The sequence below is a fragment of the Rhizobacter sp. P2_D12 genome (genome assembly GCF_056404395.1).
This window is the reverse complement of the sequence record NZ_JBFUEB010000129.1, coordinates 1-15,729: the sequence shown is the minus strand read 5'-3', so window position 1 is coordinate 15,729 and position 15,729 is coordinate 1. Positions and strand designations below refer to the sequence as shown.

Annotated in this window: 18 protein-coding genes and 1 pseudogene; 12 read left to right on the top strand and 7 right to left on the bottom strand. The window is 69.3% G+C overall.

What is annotated here, in order from left to right:
- The 3 genes from AC1DYN_RS28250 to AC1DYN_RS28240 all read left to right on the top strand — a co-directional run.
- Positions 1–737: carbonic anhydrase (locus AC1DYN_RS28250; protein WP_477965354.1), on the top strand; the 737-nt coding region annotated here is incomplete at its 5' end.
- Between the two features lie 80 nt (positions 738–817).
- Positions 818–1,354, top strand: a complete 537-nt coding sequence (locus AC1DYN_RS28245; RefSeq protein ID WP_477965352.1) for a hypothetical protein — start codon at positions 818–820, stop codon at positions 1,352–1,354.
- Between the two features lie 15 nt (positions 1,355–1,369).
- Positions 1,370–1,693, top strand: a complete 324-nt coding sequence (locus AC1DYN_RS28240; protein WP_477965350.1) for a hypothetical protein — start codon at positions 1,370–1,372, stop codon at positions 1,691–1,693.
- Positions 1,694–1,708: 15 nt separating this feature from the next.
- Here the strand turns inward: AC1DYN_RS28240 and AC1DYN_RS28235 are convergent.
- Positions 1,709–1,801: pseudogene (locus AC1DYN_RS28235) on the bottom strand (AtzH-like domain-containing protein); the annotation flags it as partial.
- Between the two features lie 285 nt (positions 1,802–2,086).
- Here AC1DYN_RS28235 and AC1DYN_RS28230 point away from each other — a divergent pair.
- From AC1DYN_RS28230 to AC1DYN_RS28190, 9 genes are read left to right on the top strand one after another with little or no spacing between them, the layout of a single operon-like run.
- Entirely contained in the window at positions 2,087–3,202 is a 1,116-nt protein-coding gene (locus tag AC1DYN_RS28230) for a BMP family ABC transporter substrate-binding protein (RefSeq protein ID WP_477965348.1), read from the top strand.
- Position 3,203: 1 nt separating this feature from the next.
- Positions 3,204–4,295: an ABC transporter permease gene (locus AC1DYN_RS28225; RefSeq protein WP_477965346.1), complete on the top strand. Its 1,092-nt coding sequence runs from the start codon at positions 3,204–3,206 to the stop codon at positions 4,293–4,295.
- Complete coding sequence (locus AC1DYN_RS28220) at positions 4,292–5,215, top strand: ABC transporter permease (protein WP_477965344.1); 924 nt, start codon at positions 4,292–4,294, stop codon at positions 5,213–5,215. The genes AC1DYN_RS28225 and AC1DYN_RS28220 overlap by 4 nt, the downstream gene beginning before the upstream one ends.
- Positions 5,212–5,913, top strand: a complete 702-nt coding sequence (gene biuH / locus AC1DYN_RS28215) for a biuret amidohydrolase (protein ID WP_477965342.1) — start codon at positions 5,212–5,214, stop codon at positions 5,911–5,913. Before AC1DYN_RS28220 ends, biuH begins: the two co-directional genes overlap by 4 nt.
- Positions 5,914–5,916: 3 nt before the next feature.
- Positions 5,917–6,888, top strand: a complete 972-nt coding sequence (locus AC1DYN_RS28210; protein ID WP_477965340.1) for an ABC transporter substrate-binding protein — start codon at positions 5,917–5,919, stop codon at positions 6,886–6,888.
- 15 nt (positions 6,889–6,903) lie between these two features.
- Entirely contained in the window at positions 6,904–7,674 is a 771-nt protein-coding gene (locus AC1DYN_RS28205) for an ABC transporter permease (RefSeq protein WP_477965338.1), read from the top strand.
- On the top strand, positions 7,671–8,444 hold the full coding sequence (locus AC1DYN_RS28200; RefSeq protein ID WP_477965336.1) for an ABC transporter ATP-binding protein: 774 nt from the start codon (positions 7,671–7,673) through the stop codon (positions 8,442–8,444). Before AC1DYN_RS28205 ends, AC1DYN_RS28200 begins: the two co-directional genes overlap by 4 nt.
- Positions 8,441–9,988, top strand: coding sequence for an ABC transporter ATP-binding protein (locus tag AC1DYN_RS28195; protein WP_477965334.1), 1,548 nt, complete (start codon positions 8,441–8,443; stop codon positions 9,986–9,988). The genes AC1DYN_RS28200 and AC1DYN_RS28195 overlap by 4 nt, the downstream gene beginning before the upstream one ends.
- A complete protein-coding gene (locus AC1DYN_RS28190; RefSeq protein WP_477965332.1) occupies positions 9,988–10,650 on the top strand; it encodes a cysteine hydrolase family protein in 663 nt (220 codons plus the stop codon). The genes AC1DYN_RS28195 and AC1DYN_RS28190 overlap by 1 nt, the downstream gene beginning before the upstream one ends.
- Before the next feature lie 25 nt (positions 10,651–10,675).
- Here AC1DYN_RS28190 and AC1DYN_RS28185 read toward each other — a convergent pair whose 3' ends face one another.
- The 6 genes from AC1DYN_RS28185 to AC1DYN_RS28160 all read right to left on the bottom strand — a co-directional run.
- Positions 10,676–12,064 (bottom strand): serine/threonine-protein kinase, encoded by a 1,389-nt coding sequence (locus tag AC1DYN_RS28185; protein WP_477965330.1) that lies wholly within the window; start codon positions 12,062–12,064, stop codon positions 10,676–10,678.
- 52 nt (positions 12,065–12,116) lie between these two features.
- Entirely contained in the window at positions 12,117–12,989 is an 873-nt protein-coding gene (locus AC1DYN_RS28180; protein WP_477965328.1) for a Tll0287-like domain-containing protein, read from the bottom strand.
- A gap of 67 nt (positions 12,990–13,056) precedes the next feature.
- Positions 13,057–13,848 carry a FecR family protein gene (locus AC1DYN_RS28175; protein ID WP_477965326.1) on the bottom strand — a complete coding sequence of 264 codons (792 nt, stop codon included), beginning with the start codon at positions 13,846–13,848 and terminating at the stop codon, positions 13,057–13,059.
- Positions 13,849–14,045: 197 nt separating this feature from the next.
- On the bottom strand, positions 14,046–14,759 hold the full coding sequence (locus tag AC1DYN_RS28170; RefSeq protein ID WP_477965324.1) for a GntR family transcriptional regulator: 714 nt from the start codon (positions 14,757–14,759) through the stop codon (positions 14,046–14,048).
- The gene (gene hpxZ / locus AC1DYN_RS28165) at positions 14,756–15,130 is read right to left on the bottom strand and encodes an oxalurate catabolism protein HpxZ (protein WP_477965322.1); all 375 of its coding nucleotides are present in this window, start codon (positions 15,128–15,130) and stop codon (positions 14,756–14,758) included. The genes AC1DYN_RS28170 and hpxZ overlap by 4 nt, the downstream gene beginning before the upstream one ends.
- Before the next feature lie 3 nt (positions 15,131–15,133).
- A partial coding sequence (locus tag AC1DYN_RS28160; protein ID WP_477965320.1) for an amidase family protein occupies positions 15,134–15,729 on the bottom strand: 596 nt, incomplete at its 5' end.

Genomic DNA, 15,729 nt, shown 5'->3' with positions numbered 1-15,729 from the left:
GCGGCGAACCGCGCCCGATCGCGACGCGCCCGGCGCGCTCGCTGGTCGCGGCGCATGGCGCGTCGCCGCACTGGGACTACAGCGGCGACGGCGCTCCGGAGAACTGGAGCAAGCTGAAGCCCGAGTTCAGCGCCTGCTCGTCCGGCAAGCGCCAGAGCCCGATCGACATCCGCGATGGCATTTCGGTGCAGCTCGATCCGGTGCAGTTCGACTACAAGCCCAGCGGCTTCAAGGTGCTGGACAACGGCCACACGGTGCAGGTCAACGTCGCGCCCGGCAATTCGATCGAGGTGATGGGGCGGCGCTTCGAGCTGCTGCAGTTCCATTTCCACCGGCCGTCGGAAGAGCGCGTGAACGGCCGGCAGTACGACATGGTCGCCCACCTGGTGCACAAGGACCTCGACGGCAAGCTGGCGGTGGTGGCGGTGCTGCTGGACCGCGGCAGCGTGCAGCCGGTGGTGCAGACGGTGTGGAACAACCTGCCGCTGGAGAAGGGCGACGAGGTGGCTGCGCGTGCGACGCTGGACCTGAACGCCCTGCTGCCCGCCGAGCGCGGCTATTTCACCTACATGGGCTCGCTGACCACGCCGCCGTGCAGTGAAGGCGTGCTGTGGATGGTGATGAAGCAGCCGGTGGGGATCTCGCCCGAGCAGATCGGGATCTTCGCGCGGCTGTATCCGATGAATGCGCGGCCGATCCAGTCGGCGAGCGGGCGGCTGATCAAGGCATCGAACTGACGCAGGGACATCCGTGCCATTGCCGGAAGGGAGCTCGGGGAATACGGTCTCGCCCCACGCCCTGTCCTCCGGTAAAGTCCATGACGCTTCTGCTCAACCTTGCCATGCCCTGCGCCCTCGAACTCCAGGCCCTGGTCCCCAGCCAGTTGGCCAAGGTTGAGCGAGAGAATCGACCGGTGGGTGCGGCGATCCGGGTGTTGGCGCAGGTTCCCTTCATCGGGAACCACCTGTTGGCACACTACTTCAATCGAACGTCGAAGCGTCTGGCTCGGCACGCTGTGTGGTTTCGGGGCGCTCGCTCGCGTGTTACGGATGACAGGAGCGAATCCCTGATCGATGCGGACTTCGACCTGTCCGAATTGTTGGATCGGTTTGCCGATCGTTTGCAGATTCTCCGAGCTGGGTTGCTCAGCCTCCAAGCCACGATGCCTCATGGCAATTCCTCGCCAGCGCTCGATGCGGTGAGGTTGGTTCTGAGAACTTCGGCCGATCTGTTCGAAGAAATCCTGGCACTCAAGACCGACCTGTTGGAGCACGATGCCGATCGTGCCCCGCGCGAGGAAGGCTGGACTGCCAGCACACCGGAAGAAGTCCAGAAACTGCTTGAACGCCTCTGAGCGCCGCGCCGCGCCGTGGCTGGCTTCCTGATCGAGCGCATTGACTGCGGCAATGCGCAGTTTCGGCGGCAGTTGAAGAAGCTGGACGCTGCGGTGTTGGCCGAGGTCTTCTCCCGCATCGCGTTGTTGCCGCGGCAAGATCCGATGCCGCCCGGCCTGCACGTTCACCAGCTCAAGAGCATCACGGTTCGCTCGGCGCTCGATCCACACGTGCAGGTACCCGTCTGGACCCTGCACGCAACGGCCAACGACACATGCAAAGCCAGCTTCACGGTCGAGAAGGGCGTTGCCTACTTTCGTGCCTTGGGTACGCACGACGAGGTGGACAAGAATCCTTGACGGACACCGTCAGACCAGCCCGGAGGTCGGCCGCGCGGCGCGGAACGCGCGGATCGCGTCGATGCCGTACAGGTTCTCGCCGACGCCGTAGCGCAGCGCGTGCGGGCTTCTCCCAAGGAGCCATCGGCCCGCGTCGCCGCAGGCCATCGGCGGGCCATGGCCCTGGTCGCTTTTGGTGCTTCGCCGCCCGCGCTTGGCGCTTCGCCCCGGCCCCGGCGCCCCCGTTTGGGACCTCGACCTGCCACCCGGTCGCCGCCTTCCCCGGTGCGCCCGGCTGGCACGCCGGTTGCATGTATACAAGAAGGTGTTCTAAACGGAGCGGTCGGAAGTCGGGCGCGGACGGGCACGACTCCTGCGATTCCCTCCACACGCAGCTGACGCAAGGAGCGAGAGATGGCTACAGCAGAGTTCAATCGTCGCGATGTCCTGAAGGGTGCCGGCGCGGCGCTGGCGCTGGGTGGCATCGGCAGCCTGGCCCAGGCCCAGGCGCCGATCACCGTCGGCTTCATCTACGTCGGCCCGAAGGACGACTTCGGCTACAACCAGGCCCATGCCGAGGCGGTGGCCGAGATCAAGAAGCTGCCCGGCATCAAGGCGGTGGAAGAAGAGAACGTGCCCGAGACCACGGCCGTGCAGAAGACCATGCAGGGCATGATCTCGCAGGACGGCGCGACGCTGCTGTTCCCCACCTCGTTCGGCTACTTCGACCCGCACATGCTGGCGGTGGCGGGCAAGAACCCGAACGTGCGCTTCGCGCACTGCGGCGGCATGTGGACCGAGGGCAAGCACCCGAAGAACACCGGCAGCTTCTTCGGCTACATCGACGAGTGCCAGTACCTGAACGGCGTCGTCGCCGGCCACATGAGCAAGAGCAGGAAGCTCGGCTTCATTGCGGCCAAGCCGATCCCGCAGGTGCTGCGCAACATCAACGCGTTCACGATGGGCGCGCGCTCGGTCGACCCGTCGATCACGACGACGGTGATCTTCACCGGCGACTGGTCGATGCCGGTCAAGGAGGCGGAGGCCACCAACAGCCTGGCCGACCAGGGCATCGATGTCTTCACGATGCACGTCGACGGGCCGAAGGTCATCGTCGAGACCGCGGCCAAGCGCGGCAAGTTCGTCTGCGGCTACCACGCGAGCCAGGCGAAGCTGGCGCCGGCCGCCTACCTGACCGGCGCCGAGTGGAACTGGATCACCGCCTACAAGACCATCATCGATGCGGCCCGCACCGGCAAGCCGCATCCGAACTTCGTGCGCGGCGGCTTGAAGGAGGGCTTCGTGAAGCCCTCGCCGTACGGCTCGATGGTGTCGGCCCCGGCGAAGAAGGCGGCCGACGACGTGAAGGCCGCGATGCTGAAGGGCAGCTTCGACATCTTCAAGGGTCCGCTGAAGGACAACGCCGGCAAGACGATCATCGAGGCCGGCAAGGTCTTCAAGCAGACCGACCCGACGCTGGAGGGCATGAACTACCTGGTCGAAGGCGTCGTTGGGAAAACCGGCGCTTGAGATGAACGCGCGCACCGCCGACACGCTGGAATCGGTCGCGCTGCCGCTGCTCGCGATGGGCGGTGCGCTGCTGCTGTTCGGCGGCTTCATCTGGGTCGGCGGCAAGAGCCCGGTGGACGCGTGGACGCTGTTGTTCAAGGGCGCGTTCGGTGACTGGTTCTCGTGGCAGAACTCGCTGCAGCGTGCCGCGCCGCTGATGCTGACGGCCCTGTGCGTCGCGATCCCGGCGCGCGCCGGGCTGGTGGTGATCGGCGGCGAAGGCGCGCTGGTGCTGGGCGGGCTCGCGTGCGCGACGCTGCCGTACCTGTTCGCGCCGCCGGGCAACGTCTTCGGCAGCGCGTTGCTGCTGTTCGCGGCCGGCCTCGCCGGTGCCGCGTGGATCGCGCTGGCCGGCGTGCTGCGCCAGTGGCGCGGCGTCAACGAGACCATCAGCAGCCTGCTGCTGGCCTACATCGCCATCGCGCTGTTCAAGCACCTCGTCGAAGGGGCCTTGCGCGACCCGGCCAGCCTGAACAAGCCGTCGACGCGGCCGATCGCCGAGGCCTTGCTGATCGGCGGCATCGGCGGCAGCGACATTCATTGGGGCCTGGCCTTCGGCATCGTCGCCTGCGTCGCGCTCGGGCTGTGGCTGTTCCAGACGCCATCGGGCTTCGCGACGCGCGTGGTCGGCGGCAATGCGCGCGCCGCGCTGCTGGTGGGGCTGCCGGGCGCGCGCATCACCGTGGCCGCCTGCGCGATCGGCGGCGCCTGCGCGGGCCTGGCCGGCGGCATCGAGGTGCTGGCGGTGCACACCAGCGCCAATGCATCGCTGATCGCCGGGCTGGGCTATGCCGGCATCCTGGTGTCCTTCGTCGCGCGCCACAACCCGTGGGTCGTGATGCCGGTGGCGGTGCTGTTCGGCGGCTTCGGCGCCGCCGGCAGCCTGCTGCAGCGGCGCATGGACGTGCCGGATGCGTCGGTGCTGGTGCTGCAGGGCTTCGCCTTCCTGCTGATCCTCGCCAGCGAGGCGCTGCGCGGCAAGCTGTTCGTCGCCCGTGCCAGGCCTGTCTCCGAGCCTGCCACCGTGCCGATCGCGCCGCAGGTGACGGCATGACCAGCACCGAGCTGTTCATCAACGTGCTGATCGCCGTGCTGGGCGGTGCGATCCGCGTCGGCACGCCGTTCCTGATGGTCAGCCTCGGCGAGTGCGTGACCGAGAAGGCCGGCCGCATCAACCTGGGCCTGGAAGGCGTGCTCGTGTTCTCGGCGATGAGCGGCTTCGGCGGCGCGTACCTGAGCGGCTCGGCCTGGGTCGGCGTGCTGGTCGGCGGGTTGTCGGGTGCGCTGCTTGCGCTGCTGCACGGGCTGGTGTGCTCGCTGCCGCGCGTCAACGACATCGCCACCGGCATCGCGCTGATGCTGCTCGGCAGCGGCCTCGCGTTCTACCTCGGCAAGCCGCTGATCCAGCCGCAGGCGCCGCAGATCCCGGCGCTGGCGCTGGGCGACTGGAGCAGCTCGGCGCAGGTGCGCTCGGCGCTGCAGGTCAACGCGCTGTTCCCGATCGGCGTCGCGCTCGCGGCGCTGCTGGCCTGGGGCTTCAAGGCGACCCGCTTCGGCCTGGTGCTGCGCATGGCGGGCGACTCCAGCGACGCGGCGCGCTCGCTCGGCTACTCGGTCAACGGCATCCGCATCGCGGCCACCGTGGTCGGCGGCTTCATCGCCGGGCTGGGCGGTGCATCGCTGTCGCTGCACTACCCGGGCAGCTGGAACGAGGGCTTGTCGAGCGGGCAGGGACTGATCGCCGTCGCGCTGGTGATCTTCGCGCGCTGGAACCCGTGGCGCTGCCTGGGCGCGGCGCTGCTGTTCGGTGGGGCCGGTGCGCTCGGCCCGGCACTGCAGTCGGTGGGCATCAGCAGCGGCTACCACCTCTTCAACGCGGTGCCCTACGTGCTGACGCTCGCGATCCTGGTGTGGACCTGCTCGCCGACGCGCACCGTGAAGGGCGCGCCAGCCGAACTGGGGGTGTCCCGATGACGCGCTACGTGACGGCGGACCCGTACCGCTGGCCCTTCGACGGCGACCTGCGGCCGGACAACACCGCGCTGGTCGTGATCGACATGCAGGTCGACTTCTGCGGCGAGGGCGGCTACGTCGACAAGATGGGTTACGACATCGGCCTCACGCGCGCGCCGATCGCACCGCTTGCGCGCCTGATGGCCGCGATGCGCGAGGCGGGCTACCCGCTGATCCACACGCGCGAAGGGCACCGGCCCGACCTTGCCGACCTGCCGGCCAACAAGCGCTGGCGCTCGCGGCAGATCGGCACCGGCGGCATCGGCATCGGCGACCTCGGACCGTGCGGCCGCATCCTGACGATCGGCGAACCGGGCTGGGAGATCATCCCCGAACTGGCACCGTTGCCCGGCGAGCCGGTGATCGACAAGCCCGGCAAGGGCTCGTTCTATGCAACCGACCTCGACCTGATCCTGCACACGCGCGGCATCCGCAACCTGGTGCTGACCGGCATCACGACCGACGTCTGCGTGCACACGACGATGCGCGACGCGAACGACCGCGGCTACGAATGCCTGATCCTGTCCGACTGCACCGCGGCCACCGACCTCGGCAACCACCTGGCGGCCTTGAAGATGGTGACGATGCAGGGTGGGGTGTTCGGGGCGGTGAGCGATTCGAACGCCTTGATCGACGCGATCCAGATTCACCAGGAGTAGTTCATGATCACCCGCCGCCGCACCCTGCAGACCCTCGCCGCGTCAGCCACCCTCGGCGCCGCAAGCTTCACCCGCGCCGCCGACGAGAAGATCCTGATCGGCTACTGGCCGATCGCGAGCGGCCTGCCGCTGTATGCCGGCCTCGAGCGCGGCCTCTTCAAGGAAGCCGGCCTCGACGTCGAGGGCGTGAAGTTCTCCAGCGCGCAGCAGGTGGCCGAGGCGATGATCTCCGGCCGCATCCACGGCTCGGCCAACGGCACCGCCTCGGCGGTGCTGGCGCTGGCCGAGATCACCTCGCCGGGCCTGTTCAAGATCATCTGCAGCAACCCGTCCAACCACAAGCTGGTGCTCGACGAGTTCGTCGTCGCGAAGGACAGCCCGATCAAGTCGCTGGCCGACCTGAAGGGCAGGAAGATCGCCAGCGGCCCCGGCATCCAGAACGTCACGCTCGCGAAGATCATGCTGGAGAAGAACGGCGTGGCCAACCCGCAGGTGACCGAGCTGCCGGTGGGCCAGCACGTGCCGGCGCTGGTGGGCGGACAGATCGACGCGGTCTACACGCTCGAGCCCACCGGCACCGCCGGCCGGCTGAAGGGCCTGACGCGCGTGCTCGAGACCGGCGTGATCAGCAAGTACGTGCTCGGCGATGCCGATGCGCCGTGGTTCGGCGGCTCGGCCAGCGTCACCAGCACGCTGCTGAAGGAACGCCCGGCCGACGCGAGGAAGTACATCGCCGCCTACGCGAAGGCGGTCGATCACGTGCGCCGGAACCCCGAGGAATCGCGCACCCACCTCGACGGCTTCACGTCGATCGACGCCTCGCTGGTGAAGGAGGTGCCGCTGTCGGGCTTCACGCTCTACAACGAGTTCAAGCCGAGCGACATCGACGCGTTCCAGAAGTTCTTCGACGTGTTCACCGAGCGCAAGATCTTCTCGCGCGCGGTGCCGGTGAAGCCGCTGCTCTACACCGCCTGATCCGGGAGGCACGCCATGTTCGCGTCGCGCCTGATGGACCGCCGCCTGCTTCCCCTCATCGGCCCGCTGCTGCTGTTCGGCCTGTGGGAGCTGGTGATCTCGGCCCGGTGGATCAAGCCGGTGCTGCTGCCGCCGCCCGGCGAGACGCTGGCCTACCTGTGGGGCGCCGTGACCAGCGGCGCGATCCTGCCCGACCTGCTGTCCACGCTCTACCGCACGCTGGCGGCTTTCGGGATCGCGGTGCTGATCGGCGTGCCGCTGGGCGTGCTGCTCGGCAGCTCGGAGCTCGCCTACCGCAGCGTCGAGTTCGTGATCGACTTCTTCCGCTCGACGCCGAGCTCGGCGCTGATCCCGCTGTTCATGCTGATCTTCGGCATCACCGACATCAACAAGATCGCGATCGCCAGCTTCGGCGCCATGCTGATCGTGCTGTTCAACAGCGCCTACGGCGTGATGAACGCGAAGAAGACGCGCGTGATGGCGGCGCAGATCATGGGCGTGTCGCGCTGGCACGTGTTCAAGGACGTGCTGCTGATGGAGAGCCTGGCGCAGACCTTCGTCGGCCTGCGCAGCGCTGTCTCGATGGCGCTGGTGATCGTCATCGTCGCCGAGATGTTCATCGGCTCCGAGACCGGCCTCGGCCACCGCATCATCGATGCGCAGCAGGTGTTCAACGTCAAGGACATGTACACCTCGATCCTCGTCACCGGCGCGCTCGGCTACCTGCTGAACCTGGCCTTCCTGCTGGTCGAGAAGAAGCTGATCCACTGGAGCGGCAAGGCATGAACGGTCCCGCCGCGAACCTGCCGCACGTGACGATCCGCGGGCTGTGCAAGTCCTTTGCCGGCTCGCCGCTGTACACCGACTTCAGCCTCGACCTGCCGCGCGGCGAGATCGTCTCGATCTTCGGCCCCAACGGCTGCGGCAAGTCGACGCTGATGAACATGATCGCCGGGCTGGTGCCGCTGGATGCCGGCGAGATCCTGTTCGACGGCAAGACGCTGAAGCAGACCGACATCGGCTACGTGTTCCAGAACTACCGCGATGCGCTGTTCCCGTGGATCAGCGCCTGGGACAACATCGCCTACCCGCTGCGCCGCAAGGGCATGAAGGAAGCGCAGGTGCGCGAGCGGGTCGACGAACTGGTGAAGCTGTTCGAGATCCGCTTCGATCTGAAGCGCTACCCGTACGAGCTGTCGGGCGGCCAGATGCAGACGGTGTGCATCATGCGGGCGCTGGCGCCGCGGCCCGAGGTGATGTTCCTCGACGAGCCGTTCTCGGCGCTGGATTTCGAGATGACCCTCTTCATCCGCGAGAAGCTGCAGGAGGCGCACCTTGCCACCGGCGTCACGATGGTGATCGTGTCGCACGACCTGGAGGACGCGGTGTTCCTGGCCGACCACATCCTGTTGCTGACGCGGCGACCGACGCGCATCGCCGAGTTCGTGCCGTTCGAGATGCCGCGGCCAAGGGTGCCGGAGGCGGTGTCGGACGAGCGTTTCGTCAAGGTGAAGGCGCACACGCTGGAAGTCTTCCGGCGGGAGATGAAGGCATGAAGACGGGGGCGCTTCGGCTGGACACCTACCAGCTGACCAAGCGCTTCGGCGCCTTCACCGCGCTCGACGGCGTGTCGCTCGCGGTGCGGCCCGGCACGGTGCACGCGCTGCTGGGCGAGAACGGCGCCGGCAAGAGCACGCTGGTGAAGTGCGTCGTCGGCTACCAGCGCGCCGAGGAAGGCAGCGTGCTGATCGACGGCCGCGAGCACGACATCGCCTCGCCGGTGGTCGCGCGCGACCTGGGCATCGGCATGGTCTACCAGCATTTCACCGTCGTGCCGGGCATGACGGTGGCCGAGAACCTGCTGCTGGCGCGCGGCCACCTGCCGGCCCTCATCGACTGGCCGAAGGTGCGCGCCGAGCTGTCGGCCTTCCTGGAGACGACGCCGTTCAAGCTCGACCTCGATGCGACGCCGCAGCAGCTGTCGGCCGGGCAGAAGCAGAAGCTGGAGATCCTGAAGCAGCTGCTGCTGAAGCCGCGGCTGTTGATCCTCGACGAACCGACCTCGGTGCTGACGCCGCAGGAGGCCGACGAGGTGCTGGGGCTGCTGCGCGACCGCGCGCATGCCGGCGATTGCAGCATCGTGCTGATCACGCACAAGTTCCGCGAGGTCACCGCATACGCGGACGACGTCAGCGTGCTGCGCAAGGGCCGGCTGGTGGCGGCACACCGCGTGGCCGAGACCGATCCGCAGCAGCTCGCGGCGGAGATGGTCGGGGCCACCGGCGATGCGGCCGAGGCGAAGCGCGAGTTCGCGCCGCCGCAGCGGGTGGAACGCGAACGCGGCGCGGCGCGGCTGGCGATCGAGTCGCTGACGGTCGATGGCGACCGTGGCCAGGCCGCGGTCAATGGCCTGAGCCTGGCCGTGCATGCCGGCGAGATCGTCGGCGTGGCCGGTGTCTCGGGCAACGGCCAGCGCGAGCTCGCCGAGGCGCTGGTGGGCCAGCGGCGGCGCGTGTCGGGCCAGGTGTGGGTCGGCCACGGCGAGCAGCGCGAGCGCTTCACGGCCACGCGTGCGCAGAACCAGCGGCTGAAGGTGCGCAGCCTGCCGGAAGAGCCGCTGCGCAACGCCTGCGTGGGCGACCTGAGCGTGTCGGACAACATCGGCTTGCGCGCGTTCGACCGGCCGCCGGCATCGCGCGGCGGCTGGCTGCGTGCGTCGGCGCTGCGCGAGCGGGCGCGCCGGCTGATCGCCGAGTTCGGCGTCAAGACGCGCGGCGAGCTGGCGCCGATCCGCTCGCTGAGCGGCGGCAACGTGCAACGCGCGGTGCTGGCGCGCGAGCTGAGCGACGAGGCCGACGTGCTGATCGTGTCGAACCCGGTGTTCGGCCTCGATTTCGCGGCGGTGGCCGAGATCCACCAGCGCCTGATGGACGTGCGCAACCGTGGCGGCGCGGTGCTGCTGATCAGCGAGGACCTGGACGAGCTGCTGGCGCTGTCGGACCGCGTCGCGGTGATGAGCGAGGGGCGCATCGTGCACGAGGCGGATGCGCGCGACGCCGACCGCCACGTGCTCGGCCACCACATGGGGGGAAGCCACTGATGATCCAGGTCGACGCCTTGCCGGGCCCGTTCGAGTTCGAGCCGGCGCACACCGCGCTGGTGATGATCGACATGCAGCGCGACTTCATCGAGCCGGGCGGCTTCGGCGCCGCGCTGGGCAACGACGTGTCGCTGCTGGCGCCGGTGGTGCCGGCGGCGGTGGAGCTGGTGGCGCTGTGCCGGACGCTGGGCGTGCTGGTGGTGCACACGCAGGAGTGCCACCGCCCCGACCTGTCGGACTGCCCGCCGGCCAAGCGGCTGCGCGGCAAGCCGAGCCTGCGCATCGGCGACCCGGGGCCGATGGGGCGCATCCTGATCGAGGGCGAACCGGGGGCGGGCTTCGTGCCGGAACTGCTGCCGCAGGCGGGCGACGTGGTGATCGCGAAGCCGGGCAAGGGCGCTTTCCATGCGACGCGCTTGTCGCAGGTGCTGCAGGACCGGCAGATCACGCGGCTGATCCTCGGCGGCGTGACGACCGAGGTGTGCGTGCAGACGACGATGCGCGAGGCGAACGACCGCGGCTACGAATGCCTGTTGGTGGAGGAGGCGACGGGCTCGTACTTCCCGCAGTTCAAGGCGGCGACCTTGTCGATGGTCCGCGCGCAGGGCGGGATCGTGGGGTGGACGGGGTCGTTGGGCGCGATGCGCAGGGCCGTCAGGTAGCCCGGATGCCCAATCCGGGGCAGCTTCACCCGCCGCGCTTGAGCGCCTCGATCAACTTCTCGCGCTCACTCCCCGCCGCCGCGTTCTCCGCCAAAAGCGCGATGAACTGCTCCTGCGACTGCGCCTTGGCCTGCGCCTTCTTCACCAGCACCCCCGCGATCGGCCCCAGGTGGGCCGTCAGCACCTTGCGCGACTGCGTCACCACCTCGTCCGTCAGCACATGGTGCCCGGTCGGCAGCGAGGCATTCGTCGGGTGCGTCTTCGCCATCGTCCCGGTGTCCCCCAGCTTCGCGGTGAAGCGCTGCCGGTCGGCATCGCTGCTCAGGTGCTCGCAGACCTTGGCCGCCAGGCTCGGCAAATCGGTGCTGAAGCGCGCCGCATTGCGCACCAGCACCTTGGCCACCGGCCCGACGAACGAGGCCAGCGCCAGCTCGACGCGCGCCAGCGTCTGCGGGTCCCAGCCGGTCGGCGGCGCGGTGGTGCGCCCGGTCGAATAGGGGGTCGTCGGCGCATGCGGGTCGGCCGACGGCGCGGCGGCCGGCCGCGCCGGTGCGAGGATCACCGTCGTTTCCGATTCGTCGTCGCTGACCGGCAGCACGCGCCGCGCCAGCGCCTGGCGGAACAGCGCCGCCGTCGCGAAGCGCTGCTGCGGCTTCTTGGCCATCGCGCGCGCGACGATGCTGTCGTAGAACTCCGGCCGCGGCGCGATCTCGATCTTGCTCGGCGGCGTCGGCTCGTCGTTCAGCACCTTGTACATCGCCGTCTCGGGCGAGCCGCGGAACGGCGCCTGCCCGACCAGCATGCCGTACAGCAGCACGCCGGCGGCGAACAGGTCGACGCGGTGGTCCACGCCCTCGCCGATGTACTGCTCGGGTGCCATGTAGCCGGGCGTGCCGATGGTCGACGTCACCTGCGTCAGCACCTGCGACTCGATGCGCGCGATGCCGAAGTCGGTGACTTTCAGCTGCCCGGTGGTGGTGACCATCAGGTTGGCCGGCTTGATGTCGCGGTGCCACACGCCGTGGCGGTGCGCGCAGTCGAGCGCGTCGAGCAGCTGGTCCATCAGCCGCAGGATGTCGACCTCGGGCAGGCGCGGCGTGGCCGCGAGGATCTTCGACAGCGTGCGGCCCTCGACGTACTCCATCGCGATGAAGGCCGTCTCGTCGTCCTCGCCGTACTCGTAGATCGGCACGATGTTCGGGTGCGACATGCGCCCGACCGCCTGCGCCTCGTTGCGGAAACGCTCGGCGGTGGACGAGCCCGACAGGTCCTCGCCGACCAGGTGCTTGCGGATCGTCTTGATCGCCACCGGCCGCTGGATGATCGGGTCGAAGGCCTTGTACACCACGCCCATGGCGCCTTCGCCGATCACGCCGGTGATCGGGTACTTGCCGAGCTGCTCGGGGTGTTTCATGGGGTGCGGGTCAAGGGCCGGGGGCCAGGCTGCAACTCCCGAGCATCGCCGATCAGCTGTCCAGCAGCTTCAGCGCGTGCACCAGGCTCTTGCGCATGCGCGTGAAGGATTCCGCCAAAACGCCGATTTCGTCGCGTGACCGGGTGCTGAACTCGGGCGCGTCGAGCTCGCCCAGGCTGACCCGGTCGGACAGCGTCGACAGGCGGCTCACCGGGCGGATCACCAGCTGCCACAGCATCAGGTTGAGCGCCACGACGATCAACAGGAACACGCCGGCCAGCAGCGCCATCACGACGCGGAACGCGCGGTCGGCGCGCTCCAGCGGCACCGACATCGGCACCGACACCACCTGGGCGCCCAGCACCTCGGTCATGGTCCAGCCGAAGCCGTTGGCCGGGCCGTACTTGTCGACCATCGGCTTGGGCGCCGCCTCGACCGTGCTGTGGCAGCGCAGGCACACCGCGTTCGACAGCTTGATCGGGCGCGCGATGTAGGTGACCGGGCCCGACGGCGTCGAGCGCTGTCCGACGAATTCGGTGCGCTCCGGGTTCTGCTTGAACTGCTGGATCACGTCCTCTTCCCAGTCCTGCGCGCGGTCGCGCGGGTTGGTCGGGTTCAGCATCGCCGGCTTGTAGGCGTATTCGGGGTGGTTCTTGCGCAGCGTGTTCAGCACCTCGGTCGACGAGTAGGCCGGCACCGACTGCGGCAGGAAGGTGTACTTCATCTGCGTCTCGAGCAGCGGCGCGATCTGCGTCGCGGTGTACGAGCTGACCGCCAGCGCGTTCTCCATCAGCAGCCGCGCGCGGTCCAGCACTTCGTCGTGCGCGTTCTGCTGCAGCAGCGTGCGGGCGATGGTGCCGGCGGCGCCCAGGCCGAGCGCGAACACGATCAGGAACACCAGGTTGAACTTCAGCAGCAGCTTCATGGGACCTCGTGGGCGCTGGGAGATTGGGGGGACTTACGGGGCGGGCGGCCGGACGGATGCAGCCCGCTCAATGCGGCTTGCGAGTATCGCCCGGCTTCGGCAGGTACTTCTCGGGGAACAGCGTGCGGTCCCATTCGGGGTGGCCGCGCAGGTTGGCGACCAGCCCGCGCCGGAAATCCGCGTTGCGGGCCTCGCCCTTCCAGCGCGGCACGAAGCCGGCGCGCAGGGCGGGTTCGGCGTCGATCCAGGCCGACACGTCGTCGTAGGCGATGCCCGACAGGCGCTTGGGCTCGATCTCGCGGCCCTTGAAGCGCTCCAGGCGCGACGGCAGCGTGTCGAGGAAGTCCTTGGGCACGCGCTGGATGAAGGCCGGGGTCGGGCGCGTGGCGACGTTGCCCTTGGCGTCCGGGTTGCGGGTCAGGAACTGCTCGCTCTTCAGCGTGACGTTGCCGAGCGGCCGGCCGTCGCGCAACTCGGCCAGGGCGACCTCGCCGGCTTCGGCAAACACGTGGGCATCGCCCGGCTGCACCGAGACGACGACGCGCTGGGCGATGCCGGTGGCGTCGAACAGCGGGCTGTTGAACACCGGACCGGCGAAGGCGGCGGGCGCGGTGACCTTGGCCCAGCCCTGCAGCAGGTAGAAGCGGCCGGCGGGGCGGCCGGCCAGCCGGGGCGCGATCTGCACGCGCGTGCCGGGGCCGAGGTCGGCGACCAGGCCGTCGTTGAACTCGATGCGCAGCAGCCGGCCCTGGGCGCCGGTCTCGACGATGTCCTCGCGCAGCAGCTTGATGCCTTCGGCGGGCGCGAGGCGCGAGGCCTCGCGGATCACGACGGCTTCACCGTCGACGATGGTCAGCATGGCCAGCGGCTCCGGGGCAGGCGCGGCTGCGACCAGCACGGGGCACAGGACCAGGACACTCCACAACGTTCTCATCAGCCGCATGGGGCTCTACCTTCGCTTCGTGGGCGTGGTTTTCAGGGGCGCAAGCATAACAACGCACCCGGATTGTCATCCGGGCTACGGCCGGTTCCGTGTAGCCCGGATGACAATCCGGGTCAGAGCTGCCCCGCCGCCGGCCGCGCGCTGTGCAGCTTGTGCAGCGTGATCTTCCTGACTTCCGCCTTCGACGCCTCGATGTGCGTGCGCAGCATCAGCTTGGCCGCGTCCGCCCTTCGCGCCAGGATGGCTTTCAGGATCTTCGCGTGCTCGTCGTAGGTGGCGCTGACGCGCGGCGGCTGCGTGAAATCGAGCCGGCGCACGATGCGGATGCCGTCGGTCACGTCGGCGTGCACGCGCGCCATCTCCAGGTTGCCGGCCGCCGACACCAGCGTCGCATGGAAGGCCTCGTCGAGTGCCGCCACCTCGGCGGTGTCGCTCTTGCGCTCCTTCTCGGGCACCAGCCAGGTCGCTTTCAGCAGCCCCAGGTCGGGCATGGGCTCGGCCGCGCACAGCCGGTCGACCGCCGTCGCCTCCAGCACCACGCGCAGGTCGTACAGCTCTTCGAGCTTGCGGAAATCGAACGGCGAGACGCTCCAGCCGCTGCGGAAGGCCACCTGCACGTAGCCCTCGAGCTCGAGCCGGAACAGCGCCTCGCGCACCGGCGTGCGCGACATCTCGAGCCGCTCGGCCATGTCGCTCTCGGTGAAGCCGTCGCCCGGCAGCAGCACGAAATCGAAGATCGCGGCCTTGATGCGGCGGTAGGCCGATTCGGCGCGCGTCAGTTCGCGGGGGTTGGCGCGCGGCTTGTTCTTCGTGGCCAGCGGTTTCATCCCAGCAAGCTTACATGGGCCGACACGACCCGCCAGCCTGCCGGTGTTCTCATCCAGGCCTGCGTCTGCCGGCCGGGCCGCGTGCCGCCGTCGCGCTGGAACTCGATGTGCGTGGTCGCGAAGTCGCGGCCGTAGGTCGTGACCTGCGTGCGCAGCACCGTGCGCGCCAGCCCGGTGGCCGGCCGCGCGGCGCGGAACGCGCGGATCGCGTCGATGCCGTACAGGTTCTCGCCGACGCCGTAGCGCAGCGTGTGCGGGCTGTCCCAGAACAGCTCGTCGAGCACCGCGACGTCGTTGCCGACCAGCGCGCGTTCGTAGCGCTCGAAGGCCGCAGCGACCTCGGCGAGCACGTCGGGCCGGTTGATGTCCATCGATCAGATCCCGGCCACCGGCGACACGGCGACGCCGCTCGCCTCCAGCGCGCGCGCCACGCGCAGCGCCAGGTCCTCGCGCCACGGCGCGGCGATCACCTGCACGCCGATCGGCAGCTTCTGCAGGCCGTCCGGCCACAGCGGTGCCGCCACCACCGGGCAGCCGGCGTACGACACCGGCTGCGTCAGCAGGCCCATCGACGGGCGCGTCGGCATGTCGGCACCGTTCAGCGCGAAGGTCTCGGCGCCGATCACCGTCGCCTGCACCGGCGTGGCCGGCGCGAGCAGTACGTCCCAGTCGGCGAAGAGGGCGTTGACGCGCTCGCGGTACAGGCGCCGGAAGCGCTGCGCCCGCACGTACCACTCGGCCGGTTGCAGCGCGCCGGCGATGAAGCGGTCGACCGACAGCGGCTCGTACTCGGCCGCGCGCTCGCGCAGCGTCGGCAGGTGCAGCGCGCCGCCTTCGGCCGCGCTGGTCACGAAGGCCGCGGCACGCGCCAGCGCGGCGTCGGGCCAGGCCACGCCGGGCGTCGCATGCAGCACCTCGGCGGCGCAGGCGAGCGCGCGCCGCGCGGCCGGGCCGGCATGGTCCTCGAAGT

Bases quoted from the DNA above. Each gene is read 5' to 3' on its own strand.
- AC1DYN_RS28245 (WP_477965352.1), top strand. From the start codon at position 818: ATGACGCTTCTGCTCAACCTTGCCATGCCCTGCGCCCTCGAACTCCAG.
- AC1DYN_RS28230 (WP_477965348.1), top strand. From the start codon at position 2,087: ATGGCTACAGCAGAGTTCAATCGTCGCGATGTCCTGAAGGGTGCCGGC.
- AC1DYN_RS28225 (WP_477965346.1), top strand. From the start codon at position 3,204: ATGAACGCGCGCACCGCCGACACGCTGGAATCGGTCGCGCTGCCGCTG.
- AC1DYN_RS28220 (WP_477965344.1), top strand. From the start codon at position 4,292: ATGACCAGCACCGAGCTGTTCATCAACGTGCTGATCGCCGTGCTGGGC.
- biuH (WP_477965342.1), top strand. From the start codon at position 5,212: ATGACGCGCTACGTGACGGCGGACCCGTACCGCTGGCCCTTCGACGGC.
- AC1DYN_RS28210 (WP_477965340.1), top strand. From the start codon at position 5,917: ATGATCACCCGCCGCCGCACCCTGCAGACCCTCGCCGCGTCAGCCACC.
- AC1DYN_RS28205 (WP_477965338.1), top strand. From the start codon at position 6,904: ATGTTCGCGTCGCGCCTGATGGACCGCCGCCTGCTTCCCCTCATCGGC.
- AC1DYN_RS28200 (WP_477965336.1), top strand. From the start codon at position 7,671: ATGAACGGTCCCGCCGCGAACCTGCCGCACGTGACGATCCGCGGGCTG.
- AC1DYN_RS28195 (WP_477965334.1), top strand. From the start codon at position 8,441: ATGAAGACGGGGGCGCTTCGGCTGGACACCTACCAGCTGACCAAGCGC.
- AC1DYN_RS28190 (WP_477965332.1), top strand. From the start codon at position 9,988: ATGATCCAGGTCGACGCCTTGCCGGGCCCGTTCGAGTTCGAGCCGGCG.
- AC1DYN_RS28185 (WP_477965330.1), bottom strand. From the start codon at position 12,064: ATGAAACACCCCGAGCAGCTCGGCAAGTACCCGATCACCGGCGTGATC.
- AC1DYN_RS28180 (WP_477965328.1), bottom strand. From the start codon at position 12,989: ATGAAGCTGCTGCTGAAGTTCAACCTGGTGTTCCTGATCGTGTTCGCG.
- AC1DYN_RS28175 (WP_477965326.1), bottom strand. From the start codon at position 13,848: ATGCTGACCATCGTCGACGGTGAAGCCGTCGTGATCCGCGAGGCCTCG.
- AC1DYN_RS28170 (WP_477965324.1), bottom strand. From the start codon at position 14,759: ATGAAACCGCTGGCCACGAAGAACAAGCCGCGCGCCAACCCCCGCGAA.
- hpxZ (WP_477965322.1), bottom strand. From the start codon at position 15,130: ATGGACATCAACCGGCCCGACGTGCTCGCCGAGGTCGCTGCGGCCTTC.